The organism is Prochlorococcus marinus str. MIT 9201, from assembly GCF_000759955.1.
GTDB lineage: Bacteria > Cyanobacteriota > Cyanobacteriia > PCC-6307 > Cyanobiaceae > Prochlorococcus_A > Prochlorococcus_A marinus_G.
Window position 1 is genome coordinate 93,643 of record NZ_JNAL01000012.1, and the last position, 19,208, is coordinate 112,850.

At 33.4% G+C, this 19,208-nt stretch carries 22 protein-coding genes; 11 read left to right on the forward strand and 11 right to left on the reverse strand.

Annotated features, from left to right (window positions below; translation table 11 throughout):
• Positions 1–8: 8 nt before the first annotated feature.
• The 6 genes from EU95_RS03730 to EU95_RS03705 all read left to right on the forward strand — a co-directional run bounded on the left by EU95_RS03730 (position 9) and on the right by EU95_RS03705 (position 5,938).
• Entirely contained in the window at positions 9–1,319 is a 1,311-nt protein-coding gene (locus EU95_RS03730; protein ID WP_032522320.1) for a glutamyl-tRNA reductase, read from the forward strand.
• A gap of 130 nt (positions 1,320–1,449) precedes the next feature.
• Positions 1,450–2,745: a glucose-1-phosphate adenylyltransferase gene (locus tag EU95_RS03725; protein ID WP_032522321.1), complete on the forward strand. Its 1,296-nt coding sequence runs from the start codon at positions 1,450–1,452 to the stop codon at positions 2,743–2,745.
• A gap of 94 nt (positions 2,746–2,839) precedes the next feature.
• Complete coding sequence (gene gndA / locus EU95_RS03720) at positions 2,840–4,258, forward strand: NADP-dependent phosphogluconate dehydrogenase (protein WP_032522322.1); 1,419 nt, start codon at positions 2,840–2,842, stop codon at positions 4,256–4,258.
• Positions 4,246–4,983, forward strand: coding sequence for a 6-phosphogluconolactonase (pgl, locus tag EU95_RS03715; protein WP_032522324.1), 738 nt, complete (start codon positions 4,246–4,248; stop codon positions 4,981–4,983). The genes gndA and pgl overlap by 13 nt, the downstream gene beginning before the upstream one ends.
• 30 nt (positions 4,984–5,013) lie before the next feature.
• Positions 5,014–5,562: a CIA30 family protein gene (locus tag EU95_RS03710; RefSeq protein ID WP_032522325.1), complete on the forward strand. Its 549-nt coding sequence runs from the start codon at positions 5,014–5,016 to the stop codon at positions 5,560–5,562.
• Positions 5,552–5,938 (forward strand): hypothetical protein, encoded by a 387-nt coding sequence (locus EU95_RS03705; RefSeq protein ID WP_032522326.1) that lies wholly within the window; start codon positions 5,552–5,554, stop codon positions 5,936–5,938. Before EU95_RS03710 ends, EU95_RS03705 begins: the two co-directional genes overlap by 11 nt.
• A 21-nt stretch (positions 5,939–5,959) precedes the next feature.
• Here the strand turns inward: EU95_RS03705 and ilvD are convergent, their stop codons facing one another.
• From ilvD to EU95_RS03690, 3 genes are read right to left on the reverse strand one after another with little or no spacing between them, the layout of a single operon-like run.
• Positions 5,960–7,633: a dihydroxy-acid dehydratase gene (ilvD, locus tag EU95_RS03700; protein WP_032522327.1), complete on the reverse strand. Its 1,674-nt coding sequence runs from the start codon at positions 7,631–7,633 to the stop codon at positions 5,960–5,962.
• A gap of 23 nt (positions 7,634–7,656) precedes the next feature.
• Positions 7,657–7,947 (reverse strand): hypothetical protein, encoded by a 291-nt coding sequence (locus EU95_RS03695; RefSeq protein ID WP_011376338.1) that lies wholly within the window; start codon positions 7,945–7,947, stop codon positions 7,657–7,659.
• A gap of 29 nt (positions 7,948–7,976) precedes the next feature.
• Positions 7,977–8,594 (reverse strand): uracil phosphoribosyltransferase, encoded by a 618-nt coding sequence (locus EU95_RS03690; protein WP_032522328.1) that lies wholly within the window; start codon positions 8,592–8,594, stop codon positions 7,977–7,979.
• A gap of 63 nt (positions 8,595–8,657) precedes the next feature.
• On the opposite strand from EU95_RS03690, the gene EU95_RS03685 reads away from it, so the two are divergent.
• From EU95_RS03685 to purQ, 5 genes are all read left to right on the forward strand, one after another.
• Positions 8,658–9,170 carry a pentapeptide repeat-containing protein gene (locus tag EU95_RS03685; RefSeq protein ID WP_032522329.1) on the forward strand — a complete coding sequence of 171 codons (513 nt, stop codon included), beginning with the start codon at positions 8,658–8,660 and terminating at the stop codon, positions 9,168–9,170.
• A gap of 9 nt (positions 9,171–9,179) precedes the next feature.
• Positions 9,180–10,244 (forward strand): GTP-binding protein, encoded by a 1,065-nt coding sequence (locus EU95_RS03680; protein ID WP_032522330.1) that lies wholly within the window; start codon positions 9,180–9,182, stop codon positions 10,242–10,244.
• A gap of 46 nt (positions 10,245–10,290) precedes the next feature.
• Positions 10,291–10,455, forward strand: coding sequence for a hypothetical protein (locus EU95_RS09960; protein ID WP_193742479.1), 165 nt, complete (start codon positions 10,291–10,293; stop codon positions 10,453–10,455).
• A 98-nt stretch (positions 10,456–10,553) separates the two neighbouring features.
• A complete protein-coding gene (purS, locus tag EU95_RS03675) occupies positions 10,554–10,808 on the forward strand; it encodes a phosphoribosylformylglycinamidine synthase subunit PurS (RefSeq protein ID WP_032522332.1) in 255 nt (84 codons plus the stop codon).
• A gap of 1 nt (position 10,809) precedes the next feature.
• Entirely contained in the window at positions 10,810–11,475 is a 666-nt protein-coding gene (gene purQ / locus EU95_RS03670; protein WP_032522333.1) for a phosphoribosylformylglycinamidine synthase subunit PurQ, read from the forward strand.
• 51 nt (positions 11,476–11,526) lie between these two features.
• Here the strand turns inward: purQ and fba are convergent, their stop codons facing one another.
• The 8 genes from fba to lpxD all read right to left on the reverse strand — a co-directional run.
• Positions 11,527–12,600 carry a class II fructose-bisphosphate aldolase gene (gene fba / locus EU95_RS03665; RefSeq protein ID WP_032522334.1) on the reverse strand — a complete coding sequence of 358 codons (1,074 nt, stop codon included), beginning with the start codon at positions 12,598–12,600 and terminating at the stop codon, positions 11,527–11,529.
• 150 nt (positions 12,601–12,750) lie between these two features.
• Positions 12,751–13,818, reverse strand: a complete 1,068-nt coding sequence (locus tag EU95_RS03660; RefSeq protein ID WP_032522335.1) for a class I fructose-bisphosphate aldolase — start codon at positions 13,816–13,818, stop codon at positions 12,751–12,753.
• Positions 13,819–13,920: 102 nt separating this feature from the next.
• Positions 13,921–15,018 carry a Gfo/Idh/MocA family protein gene (locus EU95_RS03655; RefSeq protein ID WP_032522336.1) on the reverse strand — a complete coding sequence of 366 codons (1,098 nt, stop codon included), beginning with the start codon at positions 15,016–15,018 and terminating at the stop codon, positions 13,921–13,923.
• Positions 15,019–15,020: 2 nt separating this feature from the next.
• Complete coding sequence (locus tag EU95_RS03650) at positions 15,021–15,413, reverse strand: hypothetical protein (protein ID WP_032522348.1); 393 nt, start codon at positions 15,411–15,413, stop codon at positions 15,021–15,023.
• A 1-nt stretch (position 15,414) separates the two neighbouring features.
• A complete protein-coding gene (gene accD, locus EU95_RS03645; protein ID WP_032522337.1) occupies positions 15,415–16,296 on the reverse strand; it encodes an acetyl-CoA carboxylase, carboxyltransferase subunit beta in 882 nt (293 codons plus the stop codon).
• 141 nt (positions 16,297–16,437) lie between these two features.
• Entirely contained in the window at positions 16,438–17,337 is a 900-nt protein-coding gene (locus EU95_RS03640) for a phosphoribulokinase (RefSeq protein ID WP_032522338.1), read from the reverse strand.
• A gap of 89 nt (positions 17,338–17,426) precedes the next feature.
• Positions 17,427–18,500, reverse strand: a complete 1,074-nt coding sequence (gene leuB / locus EU95_RS03635) for a 3-isopropylmalate dehydrogenase (RefSeq protein ID WP_032522340.1) — start codon at positions 18,498–18,500, stop codon at positions 17,427–17,429.
• A 28-nt stretch (positions 18,501–18,528) separates the two neighbouring features.
• Positions 18,529–19,208 (reverse strand): UDP-3-O-(3-hydroxymyristoyl)glucosamine N-acyltransferase (lpxD, locus tag EU95_RS0108970; RefSeq protein WP_032522341.1); only part of this gene is annotated, 680 nt, incomplete at its 5' end.

The window sequence follows — 19,208 nt, forward strand, 5'->3', positions numbered from 1 at the left end:
TTGGTTTTATGCATATTGTTGTCGTCGGACTAAGTCATCGCACGGCACCCGTAGAAGTGCGTGAGAAGTTAAGTATTCCTGATCAATCTATAAAAGAATCATTGGAAGCATTAAAAGCTTTCTCTGATGTGTTAGAGGTGTCAATTTTAAGTACTTGTAATAGGCTGGAAATATATGCGTTAGTAAAAGATAAAAATACTGGCATTTCATCCATTAAAGAATTTATATCAGAATATTCTGGGATTATTTTTAAAGATTTAAATCCTCACCTTTTTTGTTTTAGACAAGAAGATGCAGTTTTGCATTTAATGAAAGTTTCTGCAGGACTAGATAGCCTCGTTTTAGGTGAAGGCCAAATACTTTCTCAGGTAAAAAAAATGATGAGACTAGGGCAAGAGAATCAATCTACTGGACCTATTCTTAATAGACTATTAACCCAATCTGTCAGTACAGGTAAAAAAGTTAGATCTGAAACAAATTTAGGCACTGGAGCTGTATCAATCAGTTCAGCAGCGGTAGAACTCGCACAATTAAAAATTGGACAAGAAAAAGGTGTTGATACACTTGTGAGTTTGGAATCAGAGAAGGTTCTTGTAGTGGGGGCTGGAAGAATGAGTAGGCTTTTAATAACTCATTTAAAATCAAAAGGATGCCATAAACTTATTCTTGTCAACAGAAATATTGATAGAGCATTAAATCTTGCGGTAGACTTCCCTGATACGGAAATTGTTTGCAAAGGGTTAAACGAATTAGATGAAAATATATCAATATCTTCTCTTGTTTTCACAAGTACAGCGTCAGAAGAACCAATAATTGATCTTGCTAGAATTGAAAAATTAAATTTAAATAATAAACTTAAATTTATTGATATTGGTGTACCGAGAAATATATCTAATGATGTTAAACAACATAAATTTGTAAAATCATTTGATGTGGATGACCTACAGGAGGTCGTTTCAAGAAATCAGGAATTTAGACAGAAAATCGCAAAGGAAGCAGAATGTTTAGTAGAAGAAGAAAGAATCATTTTTCTTGAGTGGTGGGCAAGCTTAGAAGCAGTTCCAGTAATTAATAAACTTAGATCAGATTTGGAGTTAATTAGAAAAGAGGAATTACAAAAAGCTCTTAGTAGGATGGGACCAGATTTTTCTGCAAGAGAAAGAAAAGTTGTGGAAGCTTTGACTAAAGGAATTGTTAATAAAATACTTCACACGCCTGTCACTAAGTTGAGAAGTCCTCAATCAAGAGAAGAGAGGCAAGCTTCTTTAAAAATCGTAGAAAAGTTGTTTTCTTTGGTGGATGAGGATAGAAATAGCTAAATTTTCTTCGTTTATATTAAGTTTTTCAAGTAATTTATCGAAATACCTTCGTAAACTGACCATTCCTATTTTTAAAATTGCCCATAATCAGTTACTTTAAATAGTTGTATCTCTACCTCCATTAGATTGAATGAAGCGTGTGTTGGCCATCATCCTCGGAGGAGGAAAAGGTTCTAGACTTTACCCTTTAACAAAAATGAGGGCGAAACCTGCTGTTCCATTGGCAGGTAAGTATCGTTTAATAGATATCCCAATAAGTAATTGTATTAATTCAGGCATAGAGAAAATGTATGTATTGACTCAGTTCAATAGTGCATCTCTAAATAGACATATAGGAAGAACATATAATTTAAATGGACCTTTTGGACAGGGATTTGTGGAGGTTTTAGCCGCGCAACAGACTCCTGATAGTCCAAAATGGTTCGAAGGGACTGCTGATGCCGTCAGAAAATACCAATGGTTATTTCAAGAATGGGATGTTGATGAATATTTAATATTGTCAGGCGATCAACTGTACAGAATGGACTACAGCTTATTTGTTCAACATCATAGAGATAATGATGCTGATTTAACTGTAGCAGCTTTGCCTGTTGATAAAGCCCAAGCAGAAGGCTTTGGTCTCATGAGAACAGACGATATAGGAAATATAAAAGAATTCAGTGAAAAGCCTACTGGAGAGAAGTTGAAGGCAATGGCAGTAGATACTTCAAAGTTTGGATTAAGTAAGGAGTCAGCTGCCGAAAAACCTTATTTAGCCTCTATGGGTATTTATGTTTTTAGCAGAAATACTTTATTCGATCTTCTAAATAATTTTCCTACTTATACGGATTTTGGTAAGGACATAATTCCTGAAGCCCTTAATAGGGGTGATACTCTTAAAAGTTATGTATTCGATGATTATTGGGAAGATATTGGTACCATCGGGGCATTTTTTGAGTCCAACCTTGCATTGACTGAGCAACCAAAACCTCCATTTAGTTTTTATGATGAAAAATTTCCAATTTATACAAGACCTAGATTTCTTCCCCCTTCTAAACTTGTTGATGCGCAAATTACTGATTCAATAGTTTGTGAAGGTACAATCTTGAAGTCATGCAGTATTTTACATTGTGTTTTAGGTGTAAGAAGCAGGATTGAAAGTGACTCTGTTCTTGAGGATACTCTTGTTATGGGTGCCGACTTCTTTGAATCGCCTGAAGAGAGGATTGAATTAAGAAAAGGAGGCGGAACGCCTCTTGGAGTGGGTGAAGGGACTACTGTGAAAAGAGCAATTCTTGATAAGAATACAAGGATTGGAGATAATGTGGTGATCATTAATAAAGATCGAGTAGAAGAAGCAGATAAACCTGAATTAGGCTTTTATATAAGAAATGGAATTGTTGTAGTAGTTAAAAATGCAACTATTGCAAACGAAACTGTTATTTAAATCTTTTCGATCATTTTTCGCTGACATAAGTATTTTTTTTGAGCAATTTTGTTGAGTTGCAGGCACACTATATTTATTGAGTTTTTTATTTTTTATGTCCAAGGCACATTTTGGTTTGATAGGTCTTGGTGTTATGGGCGAAAATTTAGTTCTTAACGCAGAGAGAAATGGATTTTCTAGTGTAGTTTTTAATAGGACTTATTCAAAAACTGAAGAATTTTTACAAGGTCGTGGCCTTGGGAAAAATATAGAAGGAGCTGAAACTCTTCAAGAATTTGTTCATAAGCTAGAGAGACCTAGAAGAATTCTAATGATGGTAAAAGCTGGACCTGCAACAGATGCTGTTATAGATAATATTTCTGGATATCTCGAAGAAGGAGATTTATTAATAGATGGAGGTAATTCTCAATTTAAAGATACAGAAAGAAGAGTAAATACTCTTGAAAGTAAAAGTTTTGGATACATTGGAATGGGAGTCTCAGGTGGTGCAAAAGGAGCTCTTGAAGGGCCAAGTATGATGCCTGGTGGAACTAAAGCTTCATATGATGCAATAGAAAGCTTATTAACAAAAATGGCTGCCAAAGTAGAAGACGGACCATGTGTTGCATATGTTGGACCAGGAGGCTCAGGCCATTTTGTAAAAACTGTTCATAACGGAATTGAATATGGAATTGAACAGATACTCGCAGAAGCTTATGACCTTATGAAGAGAGTTAAAGGTATGAATGGACAGCAGATGTCTGAGGTATTTGGTATTTGGAATAATACTGATGAATTAGCTTCTTATCTTGTTGAGATAACAGAGATTTGTCTAAATACAAAAGATGAGATAACTGGAGATGATGTTGTCGAAAAAATATTAGATAAAGCTGGTCAGAAAGGTACAGGGTTATGGACTGTTGTAAGTGCGTTAGAACTGGGTGTATCAGTCCCAACTATCTATGCATCTTTAAATGCAAGAGTAATGAGTTCTTTAAAAGATCAGCGTAGCGAGATTGAAAAAACTATTCCATCTAAAGAGATAGAGGATTTTGATTTAGGAAATATATCAGATGGAATGAAACCTTTATTTGATGCTGTAGTCCTTGCCACAATTTCCAGCTATGCCCAAGGAATGGATATTTTAAGAGAAGCATCTTTAGTGTATAACTATGGTTTGAATATGCCGTCAATTGCTCAAATATGGAAAGGTGGTTGCATAATTAGATCAAAATTATTAAGTAAAATTCAAGATGCTTATAACAAAGATCCTAATTTAAAAAATTTAATTTTTGATGATTGGTTCAATAATGAAATTGCGACAAGATTAGATAATTTAGCTAAGGTAGTTTCTTTATCCACAAAAGCAGGAATACCAGTACCATGCCTATCCAGTACTTTAGATTATTTGAATAGTTATAGAACTAATAGACTTCCTCAGAATCTTGTTCAGGCAATGAGAGACTGTTTTGGCTCTCATACATATGAAAGAATTGATAAGGAAGGTAGTTTTCATACTGAATGGATGAAATGATTGAAAAGGTTAAAAATGGATATAAACTAAACATTTTCAAAGACAAGTTAGAACTATCAACAGCTGTTTTTAAGTTTATTGAAAGTCACATTACTCATACTTTAAAAAAGAAAGACAGGTTTAAATTTTGTGTAAGTGGAGGTTCAACTCCTAAATCTGTCTATAAGCTTTTATCAAAAAGTGATCTTAAATGGGATATGGTTGATGTCTTTTTAGGGGATGAAAGATGTGTTGATCCAAATTCAGAATTGAGTAACTCGTTAATGTTGAAGAATTCATTGTTAACTAATTTTGGATCTAAGGCTTTTTTTTATGAAATTTTCAATGATTTAAATGCTGATGATGAAGCTACAAAAAATAAATTTATTTCTAAATTATTTGAAAAATGCGGATCAAACCTTCCAACTTTTGACCTAACATTATTAGGTCTTGGAGACGATGGTCATACAGCTTCGCTCTTTCCTTATCAAAAAAATAATAATGTAGATGATTTTGTTATTTTTAATGAAGGTAAAGGGTTAAAAAGAATTTCATTAACTCCTAAGGTCCTTTCAGCCTCATCAAAAATATTATTTTTGGTAAGTGGATCCAATAAAAGAATTGCTCTTAAAAGGTTATTAGACGAAAAAGAGCCTCTCGATAGAACACCATCAAAACTAATAAAATCTAACAATCAAATTTCAATATTTTGTGATCAAGAATCAGCAAAAGAATTGGAAATTTAGTTAAAGTCTAATAATAATTTTAATCATTCAATGAGTAAAAAAAATTTTTTATTCCAGAAAAAGGAGTTCGATGGTTGGGAAACATTAAATGATACTGTTATGGGCGGATCAAGTTCAGCTTTTTGTGAGATTTCAAATTCGGGTTTGATATTAAAGGGCAATATTGTCGAGAAAGCAGGAGGATTTGTTAGTTGTAGATCGTCTATATATAAACCTTCTTTAAATGTATCTGAGTATTCATCCTTTGAATTAAATATTGATGGACAAGGAAGAACTTTTAAATTTGCTGTCGCTTGTGAAGATGATCTACTAGGACTAACCGAATTTATTCCAGGTGGACTTAGATGGATTAAATCGTTCCCAACAAAAAAATTCGGGACAACAAATGTTCAAATTCCTTTTAGTGAGTTGAAACCTTCAGTAAGGGCTAATAAAGTACGTTTTCCATTTAAATTCAAGCCAGCTAAAATTAAAAGATTGCAACTACTACACTCTAAGTTCGGTGATGATGGATTACTTAATAATGAGTTTAAACAGGGTTCAATAAAAGTTTTAATTAAATCAATAAGTGTTATTTGAAAATCCACCTAAAAATATAGAGAGCTTAATCGCTAAGTCAGCAGATTTAACAAATAAACCTTTTGTTCATTCTGTAGTAAAAATAAATGGTGAATACGAATTCGAAGATGAAGATATTGATTTAACAGTTAATATCTTATGTCGAGATAAAGAAGGTAAAAGATTAGAAATTTATGATCTTGAATTAGAACTTTTTAAATCAAATAAAGAGTTGGTTTTAGTAATCTCTAAGCTTAACTTCGCAGATGAACCAATATTATGGTGTGGAGTTAAAACATTATGGATGGATAGCAATAATGGGAAAAAATGCAACTCACCAAAATACAGTGCTAGATTGGAAAATTTAGCAAATAGGATAAAAAGTTTTATTGATTAAGAAAATAAAATTTGAGCTGATTTATAAATCAGTAACAGCCCCTAAACTTGATGTGCTTACGATTTTCGAATATTTTGAAAGAATTCCTCTTTTGTATTTTTGAATAGGTTTTACCCAATCTTTTTTTCTTTTTTCTAATTCTTCGTCAGATAAATCAACTTCAATTAGTTGTTTTACAGCATCTACTGTAATTAAATCACCTTGTTTTATTAGAGCAATATTTCCTCCTACAGCAGCCTCTGGAGCTATGTGACCCACCACAAGACCATAGGTACCCCCGCTAAATCTGCCATCGGTAATTAAAGCCACCTTCTCTCCTAGCCCTTGACCGACAATCGCAGATGTTGGAGCTAACATTTCTCTCATGCCTGGGCCTCCTACAGGCCCTTCGTTTCTAATAACAACAACATCACCAGCTATGATGTCGTTATTTAATATCGATTTTAAACAATCCTCTTCACTTTCAAAAATCTTTGCGGGACCTTTTAATACAGGGTTTTTTACTCCGCTAATTTTGGCTACAGAACCTTCGCTCGCTAAGTTACCTTTTAATATCGCTAGATGTCCTTTTTTATAAAGAGGGTCATTTAAGTCTCTTATGACATTTTGATTTGTTGGAGGCTTATCTGGAATATTCTGTAAGTATTCTGAGATTTTTTTGCCTTCAATGTTTTTGCAATCGCCATGAATTAATCCTGCATTCAAAAGTATTTTCATTACTTGTGGAATCCCACCTGCCTTATGAAGATCCACAGTCACATATTTACCACTTGGTTTAAGGTCACAAATAACGGGTACTTTTTGTCTGATTCTCTCAAAATCATTAATGTTGATATCTATTCCTGCAGTATTCGCGATAGCTAAGATGTGCAATACCGCATTTGTTGATCCGCCAATTGCCATAATTACTGATATTGCATTTTCAAATGCTTTCTTTGTCATTAGGTCTAGAGGTCTTATATCTTTTTCTATTGCAGAGACTAATATCTCAGCACTTTTATCTGCACTTAGTTCTTTTTCAAGATCTTCAGCAGCCATAGTGGAACTGTGAGGAAGACTTAACCCTAATACTTCAATAACCGCAGACATTGTATTAGCTGTAAACATTCCTCCACAGCTACCAGCACCAGGAATACAATTTTTCTCAACTTGGATTAGCCTTTCTTCATTAATTTTGCCTGATGTTAATTGTCCAACAGCTTCAAATGCACTAACAACAGTAAGATCTTCTCCATGCAATTTCCCTGGCTTAATTGTCCCTCCATAAATGAAAATTGAGGGAATATTCATTCTTGCAATCGCAATCATGGCACCCGGCATATTTTTATCACATCCACCTATAGCAAGTACTCCATCCATACTCTGAGCATTGCATGCTGTTTCAATTGAATCAGCAATAACTTCTCTTGAAACTAGGGAATATTTCATACCCTCTGTTCCCATAGAAATCCCATCACTTACTGTTATAGTCCCAAACATCTGAGGCATCCCACCTGATCTTTTTATTGACTCTTCAGCTTTTATGGCTAATTTATTTAAACCCATATTGCATGGTGTTATGGTGCTGTATCCATTTGCAACACCAATAATAGGTTTATTAAAATCTTCATCATTAAATCCAACAGCTCTTAACATCGACCTGTTAGGCGATCTTTGCACACCTTGGGTTATTGCAGATGATCTGAGTTTATTCATATTATTTGAGAACCTTTTTTATTCTATTGCCCCAACTCTTCAAGTTGCTTCCTCACATCAGCAATTGCAGAATTAAGTTGCTCAACTTTCTTCTCCAGATTCTCTCCTTCAACTTCATTTATATTCTCATTTGAATCAATCGCTTCTGAGCCGTCTTGAATTCTGGAGGAATACATCATTGCTTTTTGTTTTTTTTCCTCCTTTCTTTTGTCTGCTTCGGATATTAACCACCAAGCTAGACCTGCTGCACCAATAAAAGCACCGCTTATTAATGATAAAAGATTATTTGAAGACGAATCTCTGTATTCAGACATTGGTAAAATATTTACTCCTATATTCTATATTAGTTCTTATCTTGAAATATAGTACTTAAACGCGATAGAGGATTCCCAATCCCGGGTACTAATAATTGTGTTTTTTCGTCTTCCTCATCTATGCAAGAAGTGTAAATTACCTGATTAGGGAGCAATTTCGCAATTTCATTTAACCCTTTATTTGAGCAAATAGCAGTTATTAAAAGAATCCTATTTGAATCAACACCTAATTCCTTTAATTTTATTAAAGTTTCTAGTGTTGTTGATTTTGTTGTTATTTGTTCTGAATAAAATATAAGTCCTTCATTTGATTCAATAGTTTTAGGAAGTTCTCCTAATGAGAGGGTTGAATTAGGAATTACTTCTTTAGATCCAAACCAAAGAGATAACCCTTCGGGCAAAATTGCGAGCACTTTTATTGGATAATCATTATTAATAAAGAATCCATCTGCGTCTCCATTATCAGTATTTACTATTTCTTTTTTATATGGCAGCCAATTACGTAATGCTTCATATGTAAGCCATTTCCCTAATTGTTCATATCCAGTTGAGTACAAAATATTTGGTGTATTTTTTTCTCGCAATATTGAAAGCCAATGTTTTATTAATGGATGAGGTGGAACAATAACCTTTAGTGACATTGCCATATATTTTCCTTTAAGATACTCTTACAAACTTTAAATACTTAAGTTCTAAAATACAGTCTTATCATGATTAAATCAATTGTTTTCCCCTCGCTAAAGAATGCATTAATTACTTTGTTATTGGTTGGGATTTTATTTTTTAATTCTGTAAATTCTGCATGGGCTAAAAGACCTCCTGAGATTAGAAACCAGCAAGACCTTAATTTAGAGCCAGATATGCATGGTCAAGACTTAAGCGGTAACGAATACGTTAAGTTTGATTTGAATGGGTTTAATTTCAGTGAAAGTAATTTAGAAGGGGCGGTATTTAATAATAGTAAATTGCAAAACTCAAAGTTTAATGGAGCAAATTTAAGAGATGCACTAGCTTATGCAACAGACTTTACAGATGCTGATCTTTCGGATGTCAATTTTACTAATGCTTTATTAATGGAGAGTAATTTTGAAGGTGCAAAAATAGATGGTGCAGATTTTACTGATGCTGTTCTTAGTCGTACACAACAAAAACAATTATGTGCGATCGCTAATGGGATAAATAGTTCTACAGGAGAGAGTACAGAATATAGCCTAGGTTGTTAATCATCAAAGATGAAAAAAAAAATTCCAGTTATTGTTGTTTCGGGATTTCTTGGTTCAGGTAAAACAACTTTTCTAAGATATCTATTAAAAGAGAGTAATAAAAAATTTGGTTTAATAATTAATGAATTTGGTGATGTTGGAATTGACGGTGATTTGATTAGAAGTTGTGATAAATGCGATGAATCTGAAGACGACTGCGTTATCGAATTAAACAATGGATGTTTATGTTGTACTGTTCAAGATGATTTTGTTCCATCAATAAAAGCTCTCCTAGAATTTAATCCTCCTATCGAATCAATAATTATCGAAACAAGTGGTTTGGCACTACCTATTCCCTTAATTAAAGCACTTAACTGGCCTGAGATTAGGTCTTCCATCTATCTTGATGTAGTTGTTGGAATCGTTAATGGAGAGTCAATGCTTAATGGTTCACCAATTAATGATTTAAATAAAATAACAAAACAATATAATGAAACAGATAAAATTGATCACAACGCCACTATAGATGAGCTTTTTGAGGAGCAACTAGAAGTTTCTGATATCGTTTTAGTCTCAAGATCAGATATCTTAAATGATGATCAGTTTGACGTTGTAAAAAATAAAATTCAAGGAAGTCTAAACTCATCTACACCAGTCCTTAAATCCAAGAATGGCAAAATTGATTTAAATTATCTATTTGACTTTAATTTTAAAAAAGAGACCTATAAAGAATTTTTAAAGGAAGAACATGACCATAATCATGTTGAGCTTGTATCAGATTCATTTAAATTAAATTATTTCCTTGAAAAAAATGACTTTGAAAAGGAGATGTTAAAAATCTTGGATGAATTAAACATTCTTCGAATAAAAGGACGTATTTGGATACCAAACAAATCATTGCCTTTACAAATACAAATTATCGGAAAGAAAATTAATACTTGGTTTGAAGAAGCTCCAGATAATTGTTGGAGACCAAATGATAATGCTGGGCTTGAATTAGTAATAATTTCCTTTGATGAAAAATCTATAAAAAATTTCAATAGAAAAATTAAAGAGAAATTTAAGATTTTAAGTGAACCAAAAATAGCAATTTGACTTTATAGTTAGCTGTCGGGATACTAACTACAGTAGACAGCCCAAGATGAAAAATCCAAAAATTACTTTAAAACAAATAATCTCTGAAGAAGTTACATCAATTGATAAAATAAAATGTTCAAAATGTGGAGGGGCAGGAAATTTTAAAACACATGAAAATTCTAGAAGAACTTGTTTAGTTTGTTTTGGTAGAGGTTACATAAATATTTAATAACTCAGAAAACCTTAATGTAAAAAATATTTGTTTATTAATCAATAGTTCTTTTTATTAAAATTTAAACTAATCTTCTAGTAGAAATTAATTTTTAATTGGACCAATTTGCTGTAAAAGTTTTTGTAAGACTAAGACCCTCAGTTTTAGATCCAGCAGGGGAAGCTACCAAATCTGCTTCTATAAAACTTGGAGCCGAGGGAATAAAATCATTACGTGTAGGAAAAATGATTGAGGTAAAAATAGAAGGTAATGGTGAAAACGAAGTAAGAGAAAAAATTGATTTATTGTGTGATAGGTTATTCGCAAATACCGTTATTGAAGATTATGAGTATTCTCTAGAAAAACTATAAGATGGATAATTTTACTGTAGGAGTTGTTGTCTTCCCTGGTTCTAATTGTGATCGTGATGTTTCATGGGCATTGGAAGGTTGTTTAGACATAAGAACGAAATACTTGTGGCATGAGTCTTCAGATTTAAGCGATGTAGATGCAATAGTTTTACCCGGAGGATTTAGCTATGGTGATTATTTAAGATGCGGAGCAATAGCGAGATTCTCACCATTAATAAATTCTTTGGATAACTTTGTGAAAAGTGGAAGAAGAGTTTTAGGAATTTGTAATGGTTTCCAAATTTTAACAGAATCAGGCTTTTTGCCTGGTGCCCTTACTGCAAATAAAAATCTTAATTTCATCTGTGATGATGTTGAACTTGATATTGTTTCTTCAAAAGGAGGTTGGTTTAATGATGGAGGTGAAAAACAAACTATTAAGTTACCCATAGCGCATGGGGAAGGAAGATATCATTGTGATTCTGATACTTTAAAAAAACTTCTAGATAATGAATTGATCGCTTTGAGATATAAAAATAATCCTAATGGATCCTCATTCGATATCGCAGGCATAACTAATGAAAAGGGTAATGTTCTAGGTTTAATGCCTCATCCAGAGCGAGCTTGTGACGAGACAATTGGTGGGACTGATGGTGTCGTCACATTAAAATCATTAATATTGAAATAAAAAAAGACCTCCAATTTTGGAGGTCTTTTTCTTGATTGATTCCGTTATTAATTAAACAGTAGCTATAACTTTGGGATCTAAATCACCTTTAGCGTAAAGATCAGCAAAGTAATTGGTGCTGTTTTGCTTGATCTTACTTGCTTGACCTTCACACCAGAACTGCTTGTATCTGTCAAGACAAACTTGCTTCATGTATTTTCTAGCAGGTTTGTTGAAATGTCTGGGGTCAAAGTTTGCCTTGTCTGCAAATGCTGCCTCTCTTACCGCAGCAGTGAAAGCAAGCCTGTTATCAGTATCAATGTTGACTTTCCTAACTCCATTTCTTATTCCCTCTTGAATCTCTTCAACAGGAACACCATATGTTTGAGGGATTTCACCACCATATTTGTTAATGATATCCAACCATTCTTGAGGTACTGAACTAGATCCATGCATTACAAGATGTGTATTTGGAAGTGCTTTATGGATTTCAGCAATTCTGCTTATCGCAAGAACTTCTCCTGTAGGCTTCCTTGTGAATTTATATGCACCATGACTTGTACCTATAGCAATTGCTAATGCATCAACTTTTGTTTTAGCAACAAAATCTGCCGCTTCTTCAGGATCAGTCAAAAGCATATCTGTAGAAAGTTCACCTTCAAATCCATGACCATCTTCTGCCTCACCTTTTCCTGTTTCTAATGAACCTAAGCAACCTAATTCTCCTTCAACACTAACTCCAACTGAATGAGCAAAATCCACCACTTTTTTTGTGACAGCAACATTATATTCGTAACTCGCGGGTGTTTTTGCATCTGCCTCTAAAGAACCATCCATCATTACAGATGTAAAACCATTTATTGCTGCTGAATAACATGTTGATGGCTCGTTACCATGGTCTTGGTGCATTACAACTGGAATATTAGGATAAGTTTCAGTTGCAGCAAGAATTAGATGGCGAAGGAATATTTCTCCAGCATAATTTCTAGCACCTCTTGAAGCTTGAAGAATTACAGGACTGTCTGTTTCATATGCAGCCTCCATAATCGCTTGAACTTGTTCAAGGTTATTTACGTTAAACGCTGGGATACCATATCCATTTTCAGCAGCGTGATCTAAAAGTAGTCTTAGGGGAACAAGGGCCATAATTAAAATTAATTAGATGCTTAGTAATTAAGCTATATGTTCCGCGAGTTTAGTATATTGAGGTATCAAATGTCACGTCATTAGATATACAAAATACTAAATTAAAGAAACTAATTTTATGACCCAGTGTATATTTTTAGAATTTTTAGGTTAGTAAGTATAGCCTGCAACAAATAATTGCTCATCTGATGAGGGTTGAGACCCTGCTACGTAGGAACCTGTAGAGGCTTCTGAGTTTGCTTGAGCTCTTGCTATCAAGGCCTTTTGACCACCATCTACATCACTTCCTTTCCAGGCCTTTAAACATGAGTGCTGTAAGGCTCTTCCATATGAGAATGAAACGTTCCATAAAGCTTTCCTGTAAAGAGTGTTCATATTATTTAAATAAACTGAAGCAGCCTCCTCGCTTAATCCTCCTGATAAGAATACTATCCCAGGGACAGACGCAGGAACGCATCTTTCCATGGTTCTAATAGTCATCTCGGCAACTTTCATAGGATCTGCCTTAGTTGGACAATCTGCTCCATTTACCGTCATGGAAGGTTTTAAAAGTGTTCCCTCAAGAAAGACTCCATTTGCTTGACAAGCCATGTAAACCTGCTTAATAACCTCTTCTTGAACTTCAGCAGTTTTTTCAATTGTATGATCTCCGTCCATTAAGATTTCAGGTTCAATAATTGGTACCAAGCCCGATTCTTGCACTGATCTAGCATATCTTGCTAGTCCCCAAGCGTTCTCTTGTATTGATAGTTTTGAAGGGCAACCATCACTTGTTATCTGAAGAACTGCTCTCCACTTTGCAAATCTTGCGCCTTGTTCATAATATTTTGCTGCTCTTTCAACTAATCCATCTAGGCCAGAGCAAAAAGTTTCCACATCTCCTGCTCCAGGAAGTGGATTTAAACCTTTATCAACTTTTATACCTGGAATAATACCTAAATCATTTAATTTCTTAACCATTGATTCACCATCTTGGTGATTCTGATAAAGAGTTTCTTCAAAAAGGATTGCTCCACTTATGTATTTACCAAGACCTTCTGTAGTAAAAAGCATACCTCTATATGCTTTCCTGTTCTCTTCTGTATTCTCGACACCAATTCCAGCTAGTCTTTTCCCAACTGTTTTGGTGGATTCATCTACTGCTAATATCCCTTTACCTTTTGAAGCTAGTAATTGAGCATTTTCTTTAAGCTCATTTTTGTAATAATTTAAAGCCATCCTTAAAAATTCAGTTCAATTGATTTTTCCAGAATATGAAGAAAAAATAAAACCAATCTAATACTTTATGAGGTGATATTTGCTACGTATTAATGTATAGCCCTAAATTTTTATACTTAATCCACTCTTAGATGATTCTTTTATAGCTTCACAAACTTTGTGACTTGCAAGTCCCTCGCACAAGCCTGGAATGATGGGCGTTTTATTGAAAATACTCTTAGCCCATAAATTTTGAATTCTCAAAACTGGAGCTATTCTCCCATCAGTCCATGTTTTTTCAAAATTAAAACTTGAATCTGCAGTTAGATTTTGTATTTTATTTTCGTTGTTTGAATATTTCAAATTAAAACCATGTACATAATCTTTTTGGTTTTCGCTTTTAAGAATAAGTGAACCTTCGCTTCCATATATTTCTAAACTAAATCCTCTTCCATTTTTAGAAATCGATGATAAAGATACCTGACATGGAATAAGATTCGAGCCGTAGTTTGATATCTCTATATTTGCTAAACACACGTCTTCACTCGTAACATCATTTAAATCAGATGAATCAGGTAAAGGTCTTTTTTTTATTGATGTTGCTAACTTGCCAGACACGTTTATTGCTTCCCCAAAAAACCAATTCAACATATCGAATGCATGAGTACCTAAGGCGCCAATAACTCCTCCACCTTTTTCTTCCAATGAATACCAATTCCAGGCTCTTTTGGGGTCTGATCTACTGCCCATTAACCAATCTAATTTGACTAAATATATATCTCCTAAGATATTTTCATCAATAAGTTTTTTTGTCTGAAGGAAAAGAGGTACTGCTCTATATTCAAAATCAACACATACGCTTAAATTATTAATCAAAGATATTCTCTGAAGCTCTTCAATTTCTGAGGAGGATATTGAAACGGGTTTTTCTAAAAGCAAATTTTTATTATTCTCAAGAGCTTGTTTTGCTAATTTAAATCTTGATTCAGGAGGGGTAGCAATTATAATTCCATCAATTTTTGGAGACTTAACTAATTCTTCCCAATTATGAAAGAACTCTAATCCAGTTTCTTTTTCATGTATCGATTTTTGCTTAGTCTCATAATGATAAATAGCTACAGGAGTTAAATAATCAGACTCTTTTAATGCCTCTAAATGAACTTTTTTCCCAAACCCTAAACCGGCTATTGCTATTTTTAATTTTTTATTTTTAGTATTCATTCTTATCTTTTAATAAACTCTGAACAACTATTTTCAATAACAACATCTATTAGCTCATCATTATTAGAAGTCTGCCATTTTGAATTGAATTGAGGAATTCCATTTATGGAAGTATCTTTGAACTTTTTTTCATCGCAATTAATTCTCATTACATAAAGTGATAACTCTCCATCATCATTAGAATTAGTTGGATTTTTAAAAAACTTTGTTAAGACACTTATTTCACCATTTGGAAGGGGTTTAATACTGCCTTTATCAAGCCATTCTTTTCCATCATCATTCTCTTTGAGGAGAACCCAGTCAACATTTCCTATCGCATATGAATAGGAAGCAAAATTTAAAGTAATCAATAAAACGCATAAAGAAAAATAAAAGAAATTTGAAATTATTCTCATTTTATATATTTGTTTTTGCAAGTTCTTTTACACCATGAATTTTTAGAATTTTAGTCAAAGTATCTTTGAGATCCTTCCTTTTAACTATTACATCAACAAAACCATGTGCAAGCAGATATTCAGCTGTTTGAAAATTATCGGGTAATTTTTCTCTTAATGTTTGTTCTATAACCCTTCTTCCAGCAAATCCAATAAGAGCTTTAGGTTCAGCCAAAATTAAATCACCTAACATTGCAAAGCTTGCTGTTACCCCCCCAGTAGTTGGATGAGTTAATAAGGGCATGTATAGAAGATTTTTTTCTTTATGTTTTTTTAATGCTCCAGATATTTTTGCCATTTGCATGAGACTTAACATACCTTCTTGCATCCTCGCTCCTCCTGATGCGCAAACAATAAGAATTGGAAAATTTTCTAAAGTTGCTCTTTCAATTATTCTTGTAATTTTTTCACCAACTACTGAACCCATAGACCCTCCCATAAATCTAAAATCCATAACAGCTAATGCTAAAGGCATTGAATTTACGGAACAGATACCTGTTACGACTCCATCTCTTAAACCTGTGCCTGCTTGACTTTCTTTAATTCGATCAGCATATGACCTTCTATCTTTAAAACCCAAAGGATCTGTAGGACTTAGTGATCTATCAAACTCTTCGAATGAATTTTTGTCAGCAATTATATTTATCCTTTCATCACTATTAATCCTATTATGGTGACCACAATTACTACAAACATTGCAATTAGAAATTAGGTCTTTTCTATAGGCTACTTGCGAACATTCTGAACATTTAACCCACAAACCATCTCCCTCGTCAGTATCTTGCGAAACTTTCCCAACAAATTGATCTTTACGCCTTGCGGCAAACCAGTCGATTAATGACACAATAAAACCTGTTTTTTCTATTTAAATCTAAGCAAGGTCCTTTTATCAAGAAAGATATATAAATATTTGAGATTTTATAGATTAGAAATTCCGTAATCCTTAGAAAAAATATAATGATTTTAGTTAATATTCGAAAATTAACTATCCTTTATTTTTCTCCTCAATCATTTTATGAATTATTGGGGTAAGAATAAGTTCCATTGCAAAACCCATTTTACCTCCATTTACAACGATACTAGTTGGACTTGACATAAATGAATCGTGAATCATTCCAAGCAAGTATTGAAAATCAATTCCCCATTTTTCTCTTGCTCCTTTTCTGAAATGTATAATCACAAAGCTCTCGTCAGGAGTTGGAATATTCCTGCATATGAAAGGATTGGAAGTGTCAATTGTGGGAATTCTTTGGAAATTAATATCAGTTTTACTGAATTGTGGACAAATGTGATTTATATAATCAGGCATTCTTCTTAATATAGTATCCACAATGGTTTCTGCTGAGTAACCTCTTTCTGCATTATCTCTATGGATTTTTTGAATCCACTCTAAATTTGTTATTGGAACAACGCCAACAAGTAAATCAGCATAAGATGCCACATTGTATCCATCACCTTCTACCCCACCATGTAACCCTTCATAAAAAAGTACGTCTGTCCCTTCAGGAATATCCTCCCATGGGGTGAATTGACCAGGTTCTAGGGATGTCCCAAGTCTTGTATTATGTTCTTCAGCTTCTTCAGGACTATGTAGGTAATATCTTTTCTTCCCTCCTCCAGTTTCTCCATAAATTTTAAAAAGTTCTTCTAGTTTGTCAAAAAGATTAGCTTCTGGACCAAAGTGAGAAAAATTTTCACCTTTCGAAAGAGCCTCTGCCATAGCTTTTTTCATGGGCATTCTCTCAAACCTGTGGTAACTATCACCTTCTACAACTGCGGGAACAATATCTTCTCTGGCAAAAATATGCTCAAAGGCTCTTTTTACCGTACTTGTTCCTGCTCCTGAAGATCCTGTTACAGCGACTACTGGATGACGTTTTGACATTTTTTAAAAACAATATCTAGTAATTCTGACAGGTCATATGCCAACTTTATGTTCAACTTAAAAATATTTTTTTATTTATTAATTTTTTTTTAAATTTCGTCTAATATTTTATCTCCGATTTCACTGCAAGATAATACTTTGGAAGACCCATCAGCTAAATCAGCTGTTCTAAATCCTTTTGATAATACTTTATCAATAGCGGTTTCTAAATTTCCTGCGGCTTCTTCTTCATTTAATCCGATTTTTAACATCATTGATGCGGATAAAAGCATTGCAATAGGATTTGCTATGTTTTTGCCAGCTATGTCAGGAGCCGAACCATGAACAGGTTCAAAAACTCCTGGCCCATTATTGTTTAGAGAAGCAGATGGAAGCATACCTATAGAACCAGTTAACATTGCGGCTAAGTCGCTTAAAATATCTCCAAATAAATTACTTGTTAAAATTACATCAAATTGACCAGGATCTCTAACTAATTGCATTGCTGCATTATCAACGTACATATTGCTTAGAGATATATTTTTATCTTTTGAGGTGATATTTAAAACTGTATCTCTCCACAATTGACTAACCTCAAGAACATTTGATTTATCAACAGAACAAATTTTTTTATTTCTTTGGTTGGCAATTTTTATTGCTATTTCTGTTATTCTCTCTATTTCGGCCGAATCATAAACCATCGTATTAAAAGCTTTTGGGATTTTTGTATTTGTTATTAGTCCTCTTGGCTTTCCAAAATAAATTCCCCCTATTAATTCTCTTACAACAATAAGATCTACATGCTCAACGATTTCTTTTTTTAATGTACTTGCATCTAATAGAGATTTTCTTATTTTGACAGGCCTGATATTCGCGAAAAGGTTTAGGGCAGATCTTAACTTTAGTAACCCACTTTCTGGCCTTAATTCTCTTGCAAGAGAGTCATATTTAACATCTCCAACACATGCTAAAAGTACAGCATCACTTTTTTTGCATTGATCTAGTGTCTCATCTGGAGCAGGAGTCCCATATTTTTCATAAGCAATTCCTCCAAATAATTTTTCAATAATCTCTACATCAAAATTATGATTTTTTGAAAGCTTTTTTAAAACTTTTTTTGAAACTTTTGAAATCTCTGGTCCAATTCCGTCTCCTGACAATAAAACAATCTTATAATTCTTCATTTAAATTTTTGTTTAATAGAACAATAAATTATTGCTTGTCTAGTTGTCTAAGTTTTTTTGCTAATTCAGGTAATTTTTTAAAAATACTTGAACTCCTTAACCATGATTTATTTTCCATCGCGGGGAAACCACTAATTACTTTGCCATCTTCTATGTCACAATGAATTCCGCATTTTGAACTCGCTATGACATTATTACCAACTTTTACTCTATTATTGACTCCTACTTGCCCAGCAAAAATAACACCATCTCCAATATTTGCTCCTCCAGCAATGCCAACTTGAGCTGCAAATACGCAATTCTTTCCAATTTTTACTCCATGACCTATCTGTATTAAATTATCCAACTTTGTTCCCTCATCAATAAAAGTAAATCCAACTGCGGGTCTATCAATACAACAATTCGTTCCAATTTCTACAAAACTCATTATTTTTACACCACCTTTTTGAGGCATCTTTAACCATTTGCCATTTTTAGGAATAAAACCAAATCCCTCTGATCCGATAACAGAATTTGAATTAATTACACAATTATTTTTTAAAGTGGTATTTTCGTAAATAACACAATTTGGATGAATTATATTATTATTTCCTATTTGTACATTACCTAAAATTGATGATCCAGGAAGAATATGATTATTGTTACCTATTACAGTATTTTCTCCAATATAGACATTAGGTCCAATATGACAATCTGCTCCAATTATTG